Here is a 12,922-nt window from a genome sequence, read left to right on the forward strand (position 1 = left end):
AGTAGATGAGTTGAAGTCAATACTTGATAAGCTATTGAATCAGGGTGAGTTAGTCATTAAGTGGCATCGAAATATAAAAAACAAAGGAAATAATGGTTATATTGCAATTTAAATGCTGATTAGCTTAGACGACAATTTCCAATTTATAGCAGGTAAAGGAGCAGGAGGAAATTTGACTGTGAAAGCCTCCAATTCCGTAGAACTAATTGGAGGCTCAAGAGGTTTGTCTACTGGCTTGTTTGCTTTGACTAACACTTCCGGAGATGCTGGTCAAGTGACAATCGATACAAAACAATTAATTATCCGCGACGGAGCTACAGTAACTGTGAGCAGTCAACTTGTAGACGATTTCATCTACGCAGAGGATGTACGTAGCTCTGGAAAAGCAGGCGAGCTAAATATAACCGCTCGCTCTATCCTGCTCGACCAAGGAAGTCTCACATCTAATAGTCAGTCAGGTCTTGGTGGGAATATTTCGCTACAGGTGCAAGACTTATTACTGATGCGCCGCAACAGCCAAATAACTACTAATGCAGGAGGTGATAAAACTGGCGGTAATATCACCATCAAAGCACCTAATGGCTTCCTCGTTGCTACTCCCTTCGGCAATAACGATATCACCGCCAACGCCTTCTCTGGCTCTGGTGGTAAAATCACAATCACAACTAAGAACATCTTTGGTTTTGTGCCACGCACCCGTGCAGATGTGGAAAGACGCGATCCAAAGGAAATCAACCCGAATAACCTGCGAACAAGTGACATCACCGCATTTTCTCAGCAAAACCCTTCATTAAGTGGCACTGTACAAATCAACTCACCAGATGCTGACCCCAGTAAAGGATTAGTGGAACTACCCGTAAATCTGGTTGATGCTTCGCAGCAAATTGCCGCAAGTTGTGATTCTGGTGGAAAAATAGGAAAAAGTTCATTTATTGCTACTGGACGTGGAGGATTAGTAGCCGATCCCACGCAGCCATTGATAGCTGATGATGCGGTGCTGGCAGATTGGATCACACTCAAGCCAGAGAGTCAGAATCGTGCTGGCGGTATTCAGAAAAGAATGGTTGTTCAAGCGCAGGGAAACACAGAAGAAAAATCACAGAAAGCTAATTCTGTCAATGAACCTACTCAAATTGTAGAAGCCCAAGGATGGGTAATGGATGCCAATGGGAATGTGGTTCTGGTTGCTCAAGTACCCACTGCCTCGCCCCATAACTCCTCACTCACCGCTACATCTTGCGCTGCTAATTAGAAGATGAACAGTCAACTTAGAGCCAAGGCGAATGGAATTCGCGGTTACACAAACGTACTCCTTCGGAGAAGCAAGCTACGCGTAGCGTCTCGCAGAGAAGTCCGCCTCGGCGGACTAAGGAAAAGTTGAGGGTTTGAAACCCACGGAGGTGGGTTTTGTCTGTGTAGACGCGGTTTCTAACCGCCCTTTTGACTATAAGTTAAACTGTTTCTGGATCAATGTTTAATTCTCGTAACTTCGCGGCCATGCGCGATGCCTATTCTCTAACTCGTCTCCTGAATTTGCAGACGTACAGTGTGTTCAGTCGCACCACTAAGTTGCAATTCCATGATTTCACCACCCAGAGGTTCCAAGCAAGTGAGGAGCGATCGCAAGTTGGGTGTACTTGCGCCAGTATCTACATATAATCTATCTGCCAAATTGCCGATTCGTTTCCAAGTCATATAAAGTTTAGCGATCGTTTGTTCAATCTGGGATGCTTGATTTACCAAGTCAGCAGCAATGCTCAAACAGCCGACTCTCTGCGCTTCTTCTAAGGCTGTTTCAATATCAATATTTTCCTGCGTCAGCGCCTGGACTTGAGCTGCCCCTTTGAGATATTTGGCCAAGTTACGCGCTTCTGTAGTAACTTGTTTGAGGGTATCCACATCAGGGTTAGCAGCAATTTCCTTTTGGATAAACTTTTGGTGCGATTCTGGCAGTTTTTCCATTTCCTTCACCAGTGGGGCGATATAGCGTGGAGGAAGGGTGTTATCTGCTGCTTTTTCCTTAACTGCTTCAGGTAATAAATCTGAGGACATGGCTGTCCATTCATCGCTGAGTTGACGCACTTCCCGCCTGGTGATGCGATCGCCTTTTTGGGCCGCTTCACTCACCATCTGTTGCACTTCTGGCGATGCTTTGGAGGTTTCAACAAATGCCCGTTTGCTGAAGTTGTTGACAGAACCTGGGTCAAGTTTACCGTCTTCGATGAGAGTATCGGCACTATTCGCCAGTTGAATCCAGGCATAAGCTTGACTTTTGCTGATTTCCCGCTCTTTTAGCCATCGCAGAAAACCAGTACCGCGTCCGTCACCACCCACTTTCTCTCTGTCGCGGATAGCACGTAAAATTCGCCCCCGCCAGATTTCAGTTTGCAAATCAAAGCGATCGCATACCTGCCAAGCTATTTCTAGCTGCTGTTGAAAATCTGACTCTAGAATCTGTTCATCTTCTGGATCGGGCAGTTCAAAGCTGATATCTGCTGGCTGTAGTAACGCAGCAGCAAGGTCGTTGATGGAGTCGGTATCTTGCACGATTGATGACTAACTAGTGGACGCGATCGGCTTATTATGCCACAATCTGTAAGCTCTAACTTAAGAGGTGGTGCAGTATCTTGGATTACCACAAAATAGGGGCAAGGGGTAAACCACCTCAGCGAGGTACTTAATTAATCAAAGAGAATAAAAATAAAACGATGAACCAGGTAGACTACCTCAGGATTAGCTTAATCGATCGCTGCAATTTTCGTTGTCAATACTGTATGCCAGAGGGAGTAGAACTGGACTATATTCTCAAGCAACAGCTGTTGAGTGATGAGGAGCTACTCACCTTAATTGAAGAGGTATTTATTCCAGTAGGCTTTAATCGGTTTCGTTTGACTGGGGGTGAACCCTTGTTGCGGCCGCGGGTGGTAGATTTGGTAAGGGCGATCGCTTCTTTTCCCCAAACTCAAGACCTCTCAATGACCACCAACGGGTTTTTGCTGGCTCCGATGGCACAAAACCTCTACAATGCTGGTCTACGACGAATTAATATTAGTCTGGACTCTCTTGATCCCGACACTTTTGATCAAATTATTAGTAATAAGGGGCGTTCTCGTTGGCAACAAGTTTGGCATGGGATTCAAGCTGCCCATCAAGTCGGATTCGACCCCCTGAAGCTGAATGTGGTGGTGATTCCTGGGGTCAATGACCACGAAGTTCTAGATTTAGCCGCCCTGACAATTGAGAAAGAGTGGCACGTTAGATTTATTGAATTTATGCCTATTGGTAATGTAAATTTGTTTGGCGATCGCGGTTGGATATCTTCAGCCGATTTACGGCAACAAATCCGCGATCGCTGGGGGTTGACAGAATCACAAGTTCGTGGTTTTGGCCCTGCTGATGTCTTTAAAATTCCCGGTGCGAAGGGTACACTGGGATTTATTAGTCAAATGTCGGAATGTTTTTGCGATCGTTGTAACCGGATGCGCCTTAGTGCTGATGGTTGGCTGCGTCCCTGTTTATTAAATGAAACTGGTCAAATAGATTTAAAAACTGCTTTGCGTTCTGGTACTAGTACCGCTCAATTACAAGATCAGGTGAGACATTTACTGGCAATTAAGCCAGAAATTAACTTTAAAGGGCGCGATTCTGGCATTTTAGGTACATACACCCGCACCATGTCGCAAATTGGTGGATGAAAATAGTTAGGAGTTAAAAGTGAGGAGTTAGGAATTATCGTCTTTAAACTCATAACTCATAACTCATAACTCCTAACTGCTTACGCTTGTCGTGAGTAGTATTCCACCACAAGTAGTTCATTAACTTGTAATGCCACCCATTCCCGCTCAATAACGCTGTTGACTTTACCAACCAACTTATTTTTGTCAAACTCCAAATGACTGGGGAGGTTGGCCAAACCGGGATATTGCAAGTTAGCTTCCACCAACTTCCGTGATTGTGCCCGATCCCTGACTGCAATTACTTCACCAGGACGGCATTGGTAGCTGGCAATATTAACCACACGACCGTTAACAGTTACGTGACCATGATTTACCAGTTGACGAGCAGCTGGGATAGTCGGGGCTATACCCAACCGGAAAACGGTATTATCTAAGCGCATTTCTAGCAATTGCAGCAGCACTTGTCCGGTAGAACCCGTAACACGTCTGGCTTTGCGCACATAACGCAGCAATTGTTTTTCTGTCAAACCGTAGTTGAAGCGGAGCTTTTGCTTTTCCTCTAAACGGATAGCATACTCAGAGCGCTTCTTACGGTTCTGACCATGCTGACCAGGCGGATAAGCGCGTCTGGCGCTTTTACGAGTCAATCCTGGTAAATCGCCCAAGCGGCGTACAATTCTGAGGCGTGGCCCTCTGTATCGGGACATGAGTTTCCTTAATCTAATCCTGTTTAAACTTTACCCAAACATTCAATTTTGACATTCCCTTGATTAAAAATCAGAGGATTCTTGGTTTTTGAGGCTGCTTGCCTTGGTATGAAGTATCCTACCAAAGTAGAGGCATCAACTTTTGCGCCAGTTGCTTTAAGTCGGTAGAGCCGACACACTAGCTGCCAAGCCTGCATTCCGACCTGTCACGCCGTACTTCTGCCAATAACTTTTTTGTGTTTATTTAGTTTCGTAGGCTACTCAATCATCAGATTGGTTTACGTAGTATTCTTAACTTTGAAATACTTTTTACGTTGCCTACTTATCTTTCAAACAGTTATATTAACACAATTTCCAACATAATTAATTATGTCTATACCTTGCTACCGCTGAAATTCTTTAATTACAGAGGATTTTTTAAATATTTAAGTTAGCATAACTTTGGGTGTTTGGAGAATGGCAATGTCAATGAGCAAAAAAGTGGTTAACAGAGGGAAGAACAGACAAAGCAGTTCCACCTCCAGGAATTTAACAATACCAGTTTTGGCTATAGCTGGATGGTTGACAACGATCTTACCCAATACAGCGATCGCTGTTAACAATGATTATAGTGTCTGTGCGGGTCGCCTTCTGGGGGTGGGTGTAACAGCAGAAGCGGCATCAGAAGGTTGTGCAGCAGCACTGCGTCCCAGGGATTTAGCTGCTTGCGTGGTTAAAATTGACAAGGAAACCCAAATTGCTGCTACAGATGCGCTTTCTTCTTGTGGGAAAGCTCGGCGTCCTGAAGAGTTAGCTACCTGTGTAGTTGGCGTTAGCTTAAGTACTAAGGAAGAAGCTAATCCGGCAGTTTTAGATTACTGTGGACGTAGTTTGTTACCTGTGCGCTTTGGGCAGTGTGTGGTTGGCTTGCGTAGTCAAATCGACTTTCCCGCTACTCAAGCACTAGATACTTGTATCAGTGCTGATGATAGTGTTATCGGTGCTTCATCTTCGTCTACACCGCCAACTATAATACCTGCGGGTTCAAGTCCAAGTTTCGAGTCTACCCCAGTTCCAACACAACCACTCGTTCCAACGCAACCCGGCACTAATTAAATTACAGTGCTAATTGACTGAAAATACAGGTTAATTAGTAGGGTGGGTATTGTAATGCCCACCCTACTATGATTGGAGCAACGCAACAATATTTATTTATATAAAACCCGCTATAATTTCCCTCTGCTTGCAAATTATGCAAAGTGACATACTCCCACACCTTAGCAAGCTGTAGGTGTGGGCTTCTCAGTGACTCCTGCTACTGCATAGGACATTAACTGAGCTTTCAAGTCGGGATGCCCCACCGACCTATTTTTAATTACGATGGCTGCATTATGGTCGCGATCCAAAGAACAACCGCAACTGCATTCATGCCATCGTTCATGCAACTTTTTGGGTACTTTCACCCCACAATTAGAACATTCCTGACTTGTCCCAGATGCTTTAACTGGTATTACCAACAAACCAGCATTTTCGGCTTTATTTGTCAATATTGATAAGAAGCTACCCCATCCAGCATCATGTACAGATTTTGCAAGTTTAGATTTTGAAAGTCCCTTAATGTTTAGGTCTTCGTGTGCAATTACATCATATTTTTTCAATAAATTATTAGCAGTTTTAAAATGAAAGTCTTTGCGTTTATCAGCAACTTTTTTATGCTGTTTACCCAGTTGCTTAACTGCTTTGTGCCTGCGGTTACTTCCCGGATTTCGTCGTGAAACACGCTTTTGGGTAACTCTTAATCGTTTTTGAGCTTTGCGATAGTGTTGAGGAATAGTAACTGTGGAGCCACTCGCAGTTGTCAAAAAGTCTTTCAATCCCATATCGATACCAGTTATTGATTCTTTCTTAATATCTGGTTTGATTTCTGGAACTGTAGAATCTTCCAGGCTGAGAGTTAAGTAATATCCATCAGCTTTTTTGGTAACAGAAGCAGTTTTTATTTTAAACTCAGTAGGTATCTGACGATGCAATACAACCTTTATTAATCCCAGTTTAGGGAGATTAATCAGATTACCTTGCAAACAGTCTTCTTTTATCTGAGGATAAGTAAACGTCCTATACCGAACTCTGGATTTAAACCTTGGTCTACCGCTTCGCTTACCATTACTATCACCCTTAAGAAAACGGTCAAATGTTACCTTCACTCGCTTAACTATATCCTGTAAAACCTGTGAGTAAAGATCACCGTAATGGGGATGAGTCTTTTTCAATTCGGGTAACGTTTTCTTTTGAGAGTAATAGTCTGGATTGTCTCTTAATTCTGGTAGGTGGCAAACAAGAGGACAAGCGTTAACAGGTCAACGATTCTGTTCATACCAATTAAACCTATCAGCCAACAAATAATTATACTGAGCGCACAGCATAGATAGCCATCTGTCTATTTCTGTTGCCTGTTGTTTTGTCGGGCGTAATCTGTACTGGTATGCTGTCCTCAACTGTTTATTACCACCTTTCTAAATCAGTGTTATGTTTTCAATTTACACTGATTTTGAGTTAAGTCTACATACAGCCAATGAAAAATGACTTTGTTTCCAAAGGGAGGTCTGTGAGTGACCTGAAAGCACATCTTGTTTTAACGACATATAGGCACAAAGCCTTTAACACAGCAATGCGAGAGCGTCTACATACTGTTTTTGAGGAGTTATTAATAAAGTGGGATTGTAAACTTGTTGAGTCCAACGGTGAAGATAATCACGTACATCTTCTTTTTCAATATCATCCTGATTTAGAACTCAGTAAGTTAGTAAATAACTTAAAATCAATTTCCTCCAGAAAATTGAGACAAGAATTTTCCGAACATTTAAAAGTTTTTTATAGTCAAGATGTCTTTTGGAACGGTTCTTATTTTATTGCTAGTTGTGGGGGTGTTACTGTTTCAATGCGGAAAAAGTACATTGAGAACCAACAACAGCCTGAAGATTAATATTTGTTCGTTTCCTCCATATCTTCCTCCCTTGCCTGTCGGCATTGGTCGGAAGATTGTCGTCAACTCACCCGTCATTCATCCCACGCTGCCCTATCTGGTCAGACGTGGGGCTTCTGTCGGTTCAAGCTAAATACTTACAATACAAAAGTCACAAAACTGCTTGTGACTTTTGTACTAGTAGTACAGTGTTACAATGTAAATAAATTAACCATACCCCTACTTCTAAGTAAGGGACAAAATCAGTAAAAAGCTTATAAAGTAAGCTTTTTGAATTTTGCGTAGCGCTACTAGTCTTCTCTTTCGCCAAAAGCTGTTTGTAAAACCACTGCAATACCACCGTCTTGGTGATATTTATCTGCCCAGGCCCGGATAACTTCATCCAATTCTTCCATAGCCTGCTCCATTTTTTCTGGGAGGATATCAAGTTCTTCCAGCAACCGCATAGCATTTCGCCGCCGTTCTGCCCAATTTTTCATCATGCGGAAATACCGAGCGGTATCTTCTACCATGATGTAAGTACGTTCTTGATCGTCTGCTGGGGCATAAAAAGGACGGGTAAGAGCGTAGAAGGGCATTCCCCAAGGAGAATCAATGCGTGTTACCGTTCCTGAGTAGAGCAGACGGCGCTTGATATGCTCACCCAAGGCTTCACTCAAAGGCATTTGGTGTTCGGGTGGCAAGTCTTCTTGCGATCGCCTGTGCAAAAACTCAATCAGATCCAGAAACTCAAAAGAGCTAACTAACTGAGCATCAGGTAGATTACTTGGCAGTTTCTGCTCAATTTGTCTTTTTTCTTCACTTGTCAGACTGCTACCAGGAACGCGCGATCGCCCCGGTTGCCAAGGATATTTTTCTAGCCAGACATAAGGCAATTGAATCAAATAGCGAGGTTCTTGAGAACCCAACATTTTTAACAGTTTGCCTTCTGTTAGCGCCTGTCTGACTTCTTCTACAATAATTTTTACCCGTTTTGGCTCCAGGTGATGCAAATGCCCTGTCATTCGCAGGTTTTGCCCCTGCTCCAGATAGGTCATGTAAATTGCACACTTTGCTGCCGTTGCGGCTGCATCTAAAAATGCCCCATGCCTGTGCCCACTCGTCCGCATGGCACTGAAAGCCAGATAAAGCATGATCTGATCCATCGCACTGGGGTCAAGACGTTTGATCAGATCTATGTCGTTACTCATATTACAGACAATTGAATAGCACGTTTACACAGTTGTTAATCGAGTGAAAATAGGTAGTATACACCTGGCTGAAGGCGATGTCTTCACTTCAGACTATATTAGTATGCGATAACTATGAGAACCGTGGTAGTCCAAACTACCATTTTCGCATATTTTCTGGTAAAAAAGCAGATTCAGTCGTTATTACTATAACTGTCCCTGCATCTAACCGGAAAATTACATACATCACCAAGTTCAGCTTGACGGCGGTTTAGTTCCCAAAAGTCAACTGTGTTCCAAGTAATCTACAAAGCCTTTAAGTTCTCTGGGGTTTTTCTGATCTTTCAAGAGCAACAACGTCAAGCTGTTTACACCTAATTGTGGCACTATGCCGACTCGGAGTAAAAACTAGTTTGCGCAGTTCATCTGGGATATCTGTTACTCGAAAAATATGGTTTTTATTCAGCTTTGGTGAATTATTTGTAGTACACAGGTGGCTAGAGTTCATTGGGAGTAGTCTAACAAGAAATCGCTTACCAGGTGTAGCCACATTCAGAGGTTGAGCCACACGGCTCGTTGTGAACTATCATCTCGTTCACAACCTCCAGTGATGTCTCGGCAGTATAAGCTGTTGGCTTGAGGGAGGATAGTAGACATCAAGTAGAGCAATTAATTCCAATTTCAAAATCCCTGTTGTTTTTTCAAATATCGTTCCTTATCATATCATTATTTTTTTAATTTGAAACAATTTTATGTATTTTTAACTGTAAGAATGATGCATATTTAAATAATTTACATTCCTCTTAAATCAAGATTTGATGATATTTTTATATTGACTCCTAAATCCAAGTCTGATTTGTCCTTTTCTGTTGATGAGTTGACACAGAAACCTGCGATTATTTCAGACTGAATCGTGTAACCATGAGGCTTTGTTGAGCATACTAATAGCCGAAAAATTGGTTAATAGCCATACATATAATAAAACATATTGGTTTTAATAAAATGATTATTTAGAGATTTTTTTCCAATAAAATTATATTTTTTTCATGAAAGAATTTTAAATTTTCATGATTCAACTAATCTATTGACTATTTTTAAGTATGTTTTTACCTCACTGTTTTATATATTTGAGTAACTTGAATTACATAAATAGTTTGTTGCTATAAAAGGATGAGAAACCGGAACAACGTATGATACAAGCTTCTTTTTCTAGGTGTCTGAGCGATCGCAGACCAAATTGACTAGTACAGACTGGAATAGATTAAAGATACTATCTCACCAAACTCAAGAGCGTGTAACGAGGAATTGAAAATTCCTCGTTACATACAGAGGTTTTAGTAGAATAAAGCTACTACCTGTTTCAGAGGCGATCGCTCCATTATTCATGTAGCTACAATAGTCTTCCACGCTTAAAAAACTAGTTACTCTAAACATTTCTCCTACTTCTCCATCTCCTAGTTTCAAAATATGCGGCAATGGTCTTAACTCCTTGCCCATATCCACTCTGAGCAAGTACTCGTGCTCAATTGCTTGAGTCAGTACTACTCATACTGCTTATATATACGTGTTTTCCCTACCTGTATCAGGCTAAATCCCCAAAAATATATTACAAGTCAAGTTATTCTGATTACTGCTTACTCATCTATTCAGTGTTAAGCTAATCGTCATTTAAATTGCACCATTTTTATGGTAATAAAAGCTGCAAACCCTCTCCCCTGCTCCCTGCCCCCTGCGATCTCAATGTGCAAATTAAATGCTTAACAGCTTATCTCCACCCATACAGCAGTACCAATTCGTGAAAACTTAGATCCCCGACTTCTCGAAGAAGCCGGGGATCTTGTTTGTCACAGATGAATTAGAGAAGTTACAACTAGGCGTATTCGCGTCAGGATTGATGCTGAGAGTAATTAGAGCTACTTTAGCTCCCATCACACCTAAACTGATTGAACTCGTCATTTAATTCGTGGGACTAGAGGGTTTAACCTGATTTCGCATTGTTTCAAAGCTGAAAGCAGCCGCACCAAAGCTTACTAACAACACTCCCAGAATTTGCACAATATCCAAATTTTCTTGAATGATTACCCCAGCGAAAATCACAGTTAAAACTGGGATACTACCACCGATAATCGCCGATCGCGAGGCACCTAGTTTACCAATACCAACATTGTTCAGCAAATAGCCAGCAAGAGTCAGCACACCCAAAATAAACGCACTTAAAACCAGTTCTAGCATCTTTGAGGGGTCAATTAGCAAGTTCCAGCTACTGGGTAAAGGTAACATCAAGCAGATAAAGCTCAACAGCAGCATGGTAGCGAAGTTAATTAAAGTAAAAGTTACAGGATGCATTTTGCTAGCACAGACCCGCGTCAGAATTATGTAGGCAGCAAAAGCCACACCCGAAAGAATGGCGGCAATGCTTCCCATTGAAGTATTACCCATACCTGTGTTGGGAGAACCCCCTAAAACCAACAATTCACCGCAGCAAATCGCGGCGATCGCACCGATGCGGAATATGCCAGGGCGATCGCGAAACAGAAACCACGATAATAGACCACTAACCATCGGATAGACAAAGAATAGTGCGATCGCCATTCCTGTCGTGACTTGAGCGATCGCAATATATATGAGCACCTGAGACAAAAACAAAAAGCACCCACTAACAACTGACAACATTAAAATCCGCTTAGTTGCTGCATTAGCAGATGTGGGATTTCCTCGAACTGAGTTAGCCAAGTTTTCCAAGTCTTGCCACAGGGTTGGATGCAATATAGGAGACAACAGTACCATCAGTGGTACAACTACCATAAACCTGAGCGTCAAAATTAATAGAGTATTGCCCAAAGTTGGTGGCAGCAAGCGCTCTACCTCCAATACTCCAAAAATCTGAGAACCTTCGTGGAAAATCACCTTGATAGCTACGTTGTAAAGCGACGAGACCACTGCCGATAAGACAATCAACAATAAACCAATTTGGATCTGCGATAAACCGGAGGAATCACGCGATCGCGATTGTGGAGGTTTTTCTCCCGACTGCGGCTGTAGCGCAGTAATCGGTGAGGATTTAGCTTTGCTCTGCGGCACGTTCCTGCGGATAACAGAAATTGGTTCAGCAGCGTTTCTCCTTCGTAAAGGTTGTGTTACTTCTGGCTGTGGTACAGATACAGTAGGAGGCTCTGATGTCGTTTCGTTTTTCGGCAAGTCCTTATTGAGGACAGAAATTGGTTCGGTGGCATTGTCCTTTGGTGGCGGAACTACAGCAGACAGTGGCTCTGATGTCGTTTCCCTTTGGGACAAGTCCTTGCTAGAAATAGAAATTGGGTTCGCGGCGTTTTCTCTAACAATGGGCGGCTCTGATGTCTTTTCCCTTTCGGACAAGTCCTTACTGGAAATAGAAATTGGGTTCGCGGCATTTTCTCTAACAATGGGCGGCTCTGATGTCTTTTCCCTTTCGGACAAGTCCTTACTGGAAATAGAAATTGGGTTCGCGGTGTTTTCTCTAACAACGGGCGGCTCTGATGTCGTTTCCCTTTCGGACAAGTCCTTACTGGAAATAGAAATTGGGTTCGCGGCGTTTTCTCTAACAACGGGTGGCTCTGATGTCGTTTCCCTTGGTGAAAATTTATTAGGGATCGGGGAAATTGGCTCAGGAGAATTTTTTACTACTTCGCCAAGCTGTGGCGAGGATGTCTCAAAAGAACTGTTTGTTTCTGGCTCGGTAAATTGCAAAACAGTAGGTGTACCTGCTGTTGCTGGCTTGCGTGAAGTTTCTTCTATAGTTTTTTCTAGTTCTCCATGCAGGCGATTAACAAACTCCGCCAAAATCGTTTCCCCTTGCTGCTGCTGGCTATACATCCGTGACAACTGTTGGGAAAGATTACTTTGATAGTTCTTCAGCTCTTGTTGCAGCGAGTTAAAGGTTACAGTAACGGTGTCATCCAAGCTGTCAAACATGTGTTCGACTTTTTCATTAATTTCACCTACTACATTGCTGCTCACTTCAGCGGACTTTAGCGCAGCTTGTTCGTAAGATTTACCCTCTATAGTTTGATTAGCTAAAGTTGCCAGAGAGGATTGAAGTTGTGAAGATATATGCTTTGCCAGAACTTCTGCCAGTTGACGAATTAACACTTGCTGCTCGGTAATTTGGCGCACTTGTTGTAAATGCTCTTTTTCCTCTAGCAAGCTTTGAATGTCATCAGATAACCGATTTTTTTCTGACTGAAGCCGCTTTACGTCTTCTTGTAACGCTCTGAGGACATTCTGCTGAAGATTTTCTAAGTCTTCAACTACAGCCCAAAGAGCATTTTCTGCTGCTCTGGATAGCTCGCCTCTGACTCTCGGGTTTTCTGGTTGCTTCTCGAATCGCCCCATTAGCTTCTAACCTCTAACACTTTGACGATAAAGCTG

The 12,922-nt window shown here is 42.7% G+C and carries 11 protein-coding genes and 1 pseudogene; 4 read left to right on the plus strand and 8 right to left on the minus strand.

Annotation, left to right across the window (positions count from 1 at the left end; genetic code table 11):
- Window positions 1–112 precede the first annotated feature (112 nt).
- Entirely contained in the window at window positions 113–1,252 is a 1,140-nt protein-coding gene (locus H6G92_RS11460; protein ID WP_190893823.1) for an S-layer family protein, read from the plus strand.
- Window positions 1,253–1,515: 263 nt separating this feature from the next.
- Here H6G92_RS11460 and H6G92_RS11465 read toward each other — a convergent pair whose 3' ends face one another.
- On the minus strand, window positions 1,516–2,547 hold the full coding sequence (locus H6G92_RS11465) for a hypothetical protein (protein ID WP_190893824.1): 1,032 nt from the start codon (window positions 2,545–2,547) through the stop codon (window positions 1,516–1,518).
- A gap of 161 nt (window positions 2,548–2,708) precedes the next feature.
- Between H6G92_RS11465 and moaA the strand changes: the two genes are divergently transcribed.
- Window positions 2,709–3,695, plus strand: a complete 987-nt coding sequence (moaA, locus tag H6G92_RS11470; RefSeq protein WP_190893825.1) for a GTP 3',8-cyclase MoaA — start codon at window positions 2,709–2,711, stop codon at window positions 3,693–3,695.
- 80 nt (window positions 3,696–3,775) lie between these two features.
- Here moaA and rpsD read toward each other — a convergent pair whose 3' ends face one another.
- Together rpsD and H6G92_RS11480 are read right to left on the minus strand one after the other, a co-directional pair.
- The gene (gene rpsD, locus H6G92_RS11475; protein ID WP_012408407.1) at window positions 3,776–4,384 is read right to left on the minus strand and encodes a 30S ribosomal protein S4; all 609 of its coding nucleotides are present in this window, start codon (window positions 4,382–4,384) and stop codon (window positions 3,776–3,778) included.
- Window positions 4,385–4,407: 23 nt separating this feature from the next.
- Window positions 4,408–4,581 carry a hypothetical protein gene (locus H6G92_RS11480; protein ID WP_190893826.1) on the minus strand — a complete coding sequence of 58 codons (174 nt, stop codon included), beginning with the start codon at window positions 4,579–4,581 and terminating at the stop codon, window positions 4,408–4,410.
- 259 nt (window positions 4,582–4,840) lie between these two features.
- Between H6G92_RS11480 and H6G92_RS11485 the strand changes: the two genes are divergently transcribed.
- Window positions 4,841–5,479, plus strand: coding sequence for a hypothetical protein (locus tag H6G92_RS11485; protein WP_190893827.1), 639 nt, complete (start codon window positions 4,841–4,843; stop codon window positions 5,477–5,479).
- Window positions 5,480–5,640: 161 nt separating this feature from the next.
- On the opposite strand, the pseudogene H6G92_RS11490 reads toward H6G92_RS11485, so the two are convergent.
- Window positions 5,641–6,858, minus strand: a pseudogene (locus tag H6G92_RS11490) (RNA-guided endonuclease InsQ/TnpB family protein).
- A 77-nt stretch (window positions 6,859–6,935) separates the two neighbouring features.
- Between H6G92_RS11490 and tnpA the strand changes: the two are divergent.
- Window positions 6,936–7,346, plus strand: a complete 411-nt coding sequence (tnpA, locus tag H6G92_RS11495; protein ID WP_190893828.1) for an IS200/IS605 family transposase — start codon at window positions 6,936–6,938, stop codon at window positions 7,344–7,346.
- A 290-nt stretch (window positions 7,347–7,636) separates the two neighbouring features.
- Here the strand turns inward: tnpA and hetR are convergent, their stop codons facing one another.
- The 4 genes from hetR to H6G92_RS11515 all read right to left on the minus strand — a co-directional run bounded on the left by hetR (window position 7,637) and on the right by H6G92_RS11515 (window position 12,886).
- Window positions 7,637–8,536 carry a heterocyst differentiation master regulator HetR gene (gene hetR / locus H6G92_RS11500; RefSeq protein ID WP_069071266.1) on the minus strand — a complete coding sequence of 300 codons (900 nt, stop codon included), beginning with the start codon at window positions 8,534–8,536 and terminating at the stop codon, window positions 7,637–7,639.
- Between the two features lie 1,263 nt (window positions 8,537–9,799).
- Window positions 9,800–9,991 carry a hypothetical protein gene (locus H6G92_RS11505; RefSeq protein WP_190893829.1) on the minus strand — a complete coding sequence of 64 codons (192 nt, stop codon included), beginning with the start codon at window positions 9,989–9,991 and terminating at the stop codon, window positions 9,800–9,802.
- A gap of 327 nt (window positions 9,992–10,318) precedes the next feature.
- Window positions 10,319–10,471 carry a hypothetical protein gene (locus H6G92_RS11510; protein ID WP_190893830.1) on the minus strand — a complete coding sequence of 51 codons (153 nt, stop codon included), beginning with the start codon at window positions 10,469–10,471 and terminating at the stop codon, window positions 10,319–10,321.
- Window positions 10,472–12,886, minus strand: coding sequence for an EamA family transporter (locus tag H6G92_RS11515; protein WP_190893831.1), 2,415 nt, complete (start codon window positions 12,884–12,886; stop codon window positions 10,472–10,474).
- Between the last annotated feature and the right edge of the window lie 36 nt (window positions 12,887–12,922).

Source organism: Nostoc foliaceum FACHB-393 (assembly GCF_014698505.1).
In the GTDB taxonomy this organism is placed as follows: Bacteria; Cyanobacteriota; Cyanobacteriia; order Cyanobacteriales; family Nostocaceae; genus Nostoc; species Nostoc foliaceum_A.